This window comes from Mesorhizobium sp. M1E.F.Ca.ET.041.01.1.1 (genome assembly GCF_003997355.1).
Lineage (GTDB): Bacteria > Pseudomonadota > Alphaproteobacteria > Rhizobiales > Rhizobiaceae > Mesorhizobium.
In genome coordinates this window covers 1-5,238 of the sequence record NZ_RZSL01000442.1, presented here as the reverse complement: position 1 = coordinate 5,238, position 5,238 = coordinate 1, and the positions used below count along the sequence as shown (strand labels likewise).

Below are 5,238 nucleotides of genomic sequence, written 5' to 3'. Positions count from 1 at the left end.
CCTTGTCCTTGCGCGCCTTGATCGCCTTGTAGTCGACACCGACGGGACCACCGAGCGTCACGCCGTAGTCTGCGGCGCGGCGGGCAAGATGCGCGGCATAGGCGCTTGCCACCATCGTCTTGGTCGGGATGCAGCCTGTGTTGACGCAGGTGCCGCCGACCAGCTTGCGCTCGATCAGCGCCACGCTCATGCCGGCTGCGTTCAGCCGGCCGGCGAGCGGAGTGCCGGCCTGGCCGGCGCCGATGACGATGGCGTCGAAGTTCTTCGCGGTCATGCGACGGCCGCCACGATCAGCAGGCCGCCGATGATCGCCACGGCATCCTCGATGAAAGCAGCAGGCGGATCCTTGCCGAAGCTGGCGGCCAGCCGGCCACGCGCTTCGGCGCCGCCCAGCGTGCCGATCACCGCGCCGATCGCGCCGGCGACCAGGCCGCCGATGGTGGCGCCGCCGGTCGCGCCGATCACCGCGCCGCAGAAGGCGCCGACGACGATGCGCGTGCCGAACTGTTGCGGCACCTTGCGGCTCGGCGTCGACGGCAATTGATCGGTGACGAGTTCGACGATTGCCAGGATGGTGAAGATACCGACGGCGATCCAGTGCCCCATGAAGCTCGCCCAGGTGCCGGCGACCGGCAACCAGCCGAGCCAAGCGCCCCAGGCAACAGTCGCCGGCGCCGTCATGGCGCGCAGGCCGGCAACGACGCCAATCAGCAATGCAAGGATGTAAAGCATGATTGACCCCCTCAAATTCAGGACCCTCGCACGGTCCCGACAAAGCAGGCTAGCATAGGCCGGGCGTTTGGCCACGGCTTTTCCCGAAAGCGCGCCGCGATCTTTCAGATTCGCTCCCTGCGCTTTAGGTTTTTGACTTTACGCATGTCTTTGTCCCGAAACCGGTTCCCACCTTCGGGAGACATGCTTTTAGGGGCGGATTGTGCTTTGGCAGCAGCGGCATCGGAGGAGCGGCCATGACGACAAGCGAGCGCATGAAGATGGCGGCGGGTGAATGGTACACCTGCATCGACCCCGAGCTGGAAGCGCTGCGCATTGCCGCCCGCGATGCGCTGTTCGAGCACAACAGCCTGCCGCCACGGCAGCGCGGCGATATCGGCCCGGCTTTGCGGGCGCTGCTCGGCGGCGCGGGCGAAGGCGCGCGCATCGAAGCGCCGTTTCACTGCGCTTACGGCTTCAACCTCTTCCTCGGCGAAGGCATCTTCCTCAATGCCGGCTGCACCATCCTCGATACCGCACCGGTGCGCATCGGCAAGGGCACGCTGCTTGGGCCGAATGTGCAGATCTACTGCGCCGAGCATCACCGAGAAGCCGCCGGCCGGCGCGCCGGGCTGGAGATCGCAAAGCCAGTGACGATCGGCGACAATGTCTGGATCGGCGGCAGCGCGGTGGTCCTTGCCGGCGTCGGCATCGGCGAGGGCGCTATCGTCGGCGCCGGCGCGGTGGTGACACGCGACGTGCCGGCCAATGCGACCGTTGTCGGCAATCCGGCGCGGGTGACCGGGAAGCGCTGAGGGCCAAGGCCGTCTTTCTAGAGCAATGTCGAGTATGCCGCCCGGTCCGACGGCGCGTGCCTGGAAAATTCGCGCCGATACTGCATCGGCGAGGTCTTGAGCCGCGCCGCGAAATGCTGACGCAGCGACGTGGCGCTGCCGAAGCCGGCTTCGAAGGCCACCATATCCATCGATTTATCCGTCTGTTCCAGCAGCCGCTGCGCCAGCCCCACGCGCTGGTCGGTCAGCCAGTCGCCGAAACTGGTGCCGGTCGTCTTCTGGAAGCGGCGCGTGAAGGTGCGGCGGGTGAGGCCGGCGGCATCGGCGACGCTGTCGAGGCTGTGGGTCTCGCCGAGCGTTGCCAGCACCTCATCGAGGGCCTTCGCGAACCGGTCGGCGGTCGGTGTCGGTGCGAGCGGGCGTTCGATGAACTGGGCCTGTCCGCCTTGCCGGTGCGGCGAGAGCACGACGTGGCGGGCGAGCCGAAGTGCTGCCTCGGCACCATAGCGGGCCCGCACGATGTGCAGGCAGCAATCCAATCCGGCGGCGACGCCGGCGGAGGTGACGATGTCGCCTTCATCGACATAGAGCACGTCCGCATCGACGGCGATGTCGGGGTGAAGTGCCTTGAGCTGATCGGTATAGGCCCAATGCGTCGTCGCCTTTCGTCCGGCAAGAAGTCCGGCGGCGGCGATGGCGAAGGTGCCGAGGCACAGGCCGACGATCAGCGCGCCGCGCTCGTGCGCCCGTTCGAGCGCACCCTTGAGCGGTGCGGCCAGAGGAGCCTCCAGATCCTTCCAGCTTGGGATGATGACGATATCGGCCGCGTCAAGAGCCGAAAGATCGTGCGGGACCGAAATCCTCAAACCGGCATCGGTCTGGATCGGCCCTTCTTCGGCCGCGCAGACACGGAAGTCGAAGCGCGGCAGGCCAAGCTTCGTGCGGTCGGCGCCGAACACCAGGCAAGGCACGGAAAGATGGAACGGGCTGATGCCGTCAAAGGCGACGGCGGCGATGATCGGATTGCGCATGGCGGACACCATTTGGGATTAGGTCAAGTGTCCCAATTCTTTCGAACAATGTCAATCGGGCCACTTTCTGCTTGTGGATGTCCGGCCTAGCCTTGCATTCATCAACCCGGTCGAAAGGAAACCGCCATGCCAGCACCAGCCACCCAGCCGCGCCGCGCGCTCGTCGTCGTCGATGTCCAGAACGACTACAACGGCGGCAATCTCGCCATCCAGCATCCGCCCTCCGACGACAGCGTCGCCAATGTGGCGCGCGCCATGGATGCGGCGGCCGCGTCCGGCATCAAGATCGTCGTCGTCAAGCAGATGGCGCCGGAGACCTCGCCGATCTTCGCCAGGGGCAGCCATGGCGGCGAGCTGCATCCCGAAATCGCCAGGCGCGCCCGCGACCATTATGTCGAAAAGACGCTGCCCTCCGCTTTTACCGGCACGGACCTCGAAGACTGGCTGCGCGCCAACGGCATCGATACGATCGCGGTCGTCGGCTACATGACGCACAATTGCGATCTGTCGACCATCATCCACGCCGTGCATATGGGCTTTGCGGTCGAGTTCCTCTCGGACGCCAGCGGTTCTGTGCCCTACGCCAACCGCGCCGGCTATGCGTCGGCCGAGGACATCCATCGGGTGGTGAGCGTGGTGTTGCAGTCGCGCTTCGCCGCGGTGCTGAAGACCGCCGAATGGATCGACTGCCTGAGGACCGGCACGCTGCCGGAACGCGACACGATCCATGCGTCGAACCAGCGGGCGCTGGCGCGCAACGCGGCCTAAAACCGGGCCTGTGTGGAAGATTAAAAGGCGCTGCAGCAATGCGGCGCCTTTTTCTTGGTGTAGAAAGTAATGAAAGAAAAACGTGACCCACTTCACAGAAGTAAGCCCAGCACTTCTGGAGAATGATGATGCATTGAACAAGCGCGATTGGCCGGGGGCTGACGTGAAAGCGCGCGTTGCACATACCGTGGTTGTTCTGGCGCTGGCCGCCGCTGCCGCGCTGTTGCCGTGGCCCGCCTTCGCGCAACTTCCCCCGCATGCTCCGGGAACCATCTGCGTCACCCAGTTCTTCTGGTGCTGGGCGCAGCCGCCCGGGCCTCCCGGCTACGCCTGTGGATGCCCGTCCCAGTACGGTTTCGTACCGGGCTACCTTGGTTAGTCGTCCGAGGGGCTACGATGACGACATCCAAAGATCCCCTTGTTTCCGGCCTGCTTGCGGACGCGAAGCTTGTCGCCAGCTACGGCCGCTACGGCATATTCAAGGACAGCGCTCTGTTCGCAGCCATCGGCGATGCCGAAAAGCTCGATGATGCCACCGCCAGCCAACCTGCTGTGGTCAATCTCCAGACAATACTGAACGATTGCTCAGCCACCGTGCCTTTTTCCACCCTGGCGGCCTTGCGGTCGGGCTGGTCGCCCGGCGACATGTCGCGCCGGACCGCCGTCGCGACCTATTTTCTCGTCGCCCTGTCGGTGACGATGATGATCGTCATCGGCAAGCTCACCTATGTCTACAACAGAGGCGTTTCGATCAATGCCGAGCTGCAGGAGATCGACAACAACGATTTCAGCGCCCGCTTCGGACAATCGATAAGGCAGGTCTGGGCGACGAAGAGGCAACTGAGCTCAGCCACGACCCAGCAGGCCTCGACGACCGACCTGACGTTGCTGAAGGACGCGTATTACAATTCCGTCGACAGCCTGCATTCGCTCGACCAACGTTTTTCCTCGCTGTTGGTAAGGGCGCAAGGCTTCATGACGCAGGAGGCACCATTCCCGATCTGGGGCATGCAGTGGACCTACTGCAAGCTTTCCACCTCGCCAGCCGGTGCGGGGGCATCGACGGCTTTTCCGAGCCCCCGGCAGATGGCCATAAACCAGTTCTGCGGCCAGGAAGTCGCGCCCGCAAGGCAAGACGGCGAGGCCGGGAGCAGTCAGCCGCTAAAGCAGTCGGATTTCGACTGCAAGAACGGCGGCAACGCTCAAGGCAGAACACAGGTCGTCAGCGCCACGGACACGGCAGGCCTGGCGGAGGATGTGAACGCCGATTTCGACGAAGCGACGCGCAGCCTGCAATGCGAAGGCGTCATCACCATCACGCCGAATTCGATTTCGACGCTGACACTGCAGGCCAAGACCCTCAGCGAGGTCCTCAGCCCCTATGCGTTGTGGATCCTGCCCGCACTCTACGGCGCTCTCGGCGGGATCATGTTCCACATGCGCATGATCCTGAACCCGCTCTTACCCAACCCAACGCTGGCCCGGCTCATCCATCGCATCGCGCTTGGCGCGCTGGCCGGCATGATCCTCGCATGGTTCATGGCGCCGGGAACCAAGCTCGGCGGCGAGGTCACTGGAATAGGCTTCAGCCTGTTCACCTTCGCCTTCCTGTTCGGCTTCAGCCTGGACATCTTCTTCACCATCCTCGACCAGTTCGTCAGCATGTCGGTCGCGGGCATCAAGAAGTTCGGTTCCTCGACGGTGGGTTGAGAAATCCGAGCAAGAAAAAAGGGCGCCGCGGCAGCGCGGCGCCCTTGGTCATTTTCAGCTCGATAGATGTTTAGAACAGGCCTTCGATCTGGCCCGCCTCGTTGAGGAAGATTTTTTCCGAGGACGGCGCCTTGGGCAGGCCCGGCATGGTCATGATCTCGCCGCAGATGATGACGACGAAGCCGGCGCCGGCCGAAAGCCTGACCTCGCGCACCGGCACGGTG

At 64.3% G+C, this 5,238-nt stretch carries 8 protein-coding genes; 4 read left to right on the top strand and 4 right to left on the bottom strand.

Annotated elements, in window-relative coordinates; genetic code table 11:
* Together EOA38_RS27200 and EOA38_RS27195 are read right to left on the bottom strand one after the other, a co-directional pair.
* A partial coding sequence (locus EOA38_RS27200) for an FAD-dependent oxidoreductase (RefSeq protein ID WP_189434927.1) occupies positions 1 to 274 on the bottom strand: 274 nt, incomplete at its 3' end.
* Positions 271 to 732: a DUF4126 domain-containing protein gene (locus EOA38_RS27195; RefSeq protein WP_126092317.1), complete on the bottom strand. Its 462-nt coding sequence runs from the start codon at positions 730 to 732 to the stop codon at positions 271 to 273. The genes EOA38_RS27195 and EOA38_RS27200, both read right to left, overlap by 4 nt.
* 236 nt (positions 733 to 968) lie before the next feature.
* On the opposite strand from EOA38_RS27195, the gene EOA38_RS27190 reads away from it, so the two are divergent.
* Positions 969 to 1,526, top strand: a complete 558-nt coding sequence (locus EOA38_RS27190; RefSeq protein WP_126092318.1) for a sugar O-acetyltransferase — start codon at positions 969 to 971, stop codon at positions 1,524 to 1,526.
* A 17-nt stretch (positions 1,527 to 1,543) separates the two neighbouring features.
* Here the strand turns inward: EOA38_RS27190 and EOA38_RS27185 are convergent, their stop codons facing one another.
* Entirely contained in the window at positions 1,544 to 2,536 is a 993-nt protein-coding gene (locus EOA38_RS27185) for a helix-turn-helix domain-containing protein (protein WP_126092319.1), read from the bottom strand.
* 126 nt (positions 2,537 to 2,662) lie between these two features.
* Here EOA38_RS27185 and EOA38_RS27180 point away from each other — a divergent pair, with 126 nt between their 5' ends.
* From EOA38_RS27180 to EOA38_RS27170, 3 genes are all read left to right on the top strand, one after another.
* Complete coding sequence (locus EOA38_RS27180; RefSeq protein ID WP_127300678.1) at positions 2,663 to 3,304, top strand: cysteine hydrolase family protein; 642 nt, start codon at positions 2,663 to 2,665, stop codon at positions 3,302 to 3,304.
* 82 nt (positions 3,305 to 3,386) lie between these two features.
* Entirely contained in the window at positions 3,387 to 3,683 is a 297-nt protein-coding gene (locus tag EOA38_RS27175) for a hypothetical protein (RefSeq protein WP_127300677.1), read from the top strand.
* A 17-nt stretch (positions 3,684 to 3,700) separates the two neighbouring features.
* On the top strand, positions 3,701 to 5,014 hold the full coding sequence (locus EOA38_RS27170; RefSeq protein WP_127300676.1) for a hypothetical protein: 1,314 nt from the start codon (positions 3,701 to 3,703) through the stop codon (positions 5,012 to 5,014).
* Between the two features lie 70 nt (positions 5,015 to 5,084).
* Here EOA38_RS27170 and EOA38_RS27165 read toward each other — a convergent pair.
* The coding region (locus EOA38_RS27165; protein WP_127300675.1) for a formate--tetrahydrofolate ligase at positions 5,085 to 5,238 on the bottom strand (154 nt) is incomplete at its 5' end.

Excerpts from the sequence above, each read along its gene's own strand:
- EOA38_RS27195 (WP_126092317.1), bottom strand. The coding sequence starts at position 732 with ATGCTTTACATCCTTGCATTGCTGATTGGCGTCGTTGCCGGCCTGCGC.
- EOA38_RS27190 (WP_126092318.1), top strand. The coding sequence starts at position 969 with ATGACGACAAGCGAGCGCATGAAGATGGCGGCGGGTGAATGGTACACC.
- EOA38_RS27185 (WP_126092319.1), bottom strand. The coding sequence starts at position 2,536 with ATGCGCAATCCGATCATCGCCGCCGTCGCCTTTGACGGCATCAGCCCG.
- EOA38_RS27180 (WP_127300678.1), top strand. The coding sequence starts at position 2,663 with ATGCCAGCACCAGCCACCCAGCCGCGCCGCGCGCTCGTCGTCGTCGAT.
- EOA38_RS27170 (WP_127300676.1), top strand. The coding sequence starts at position 3,701 with ATGACGACATCCAAAGATCCCCTTGTTTCCGGCCTGCTTGCGGACGCG.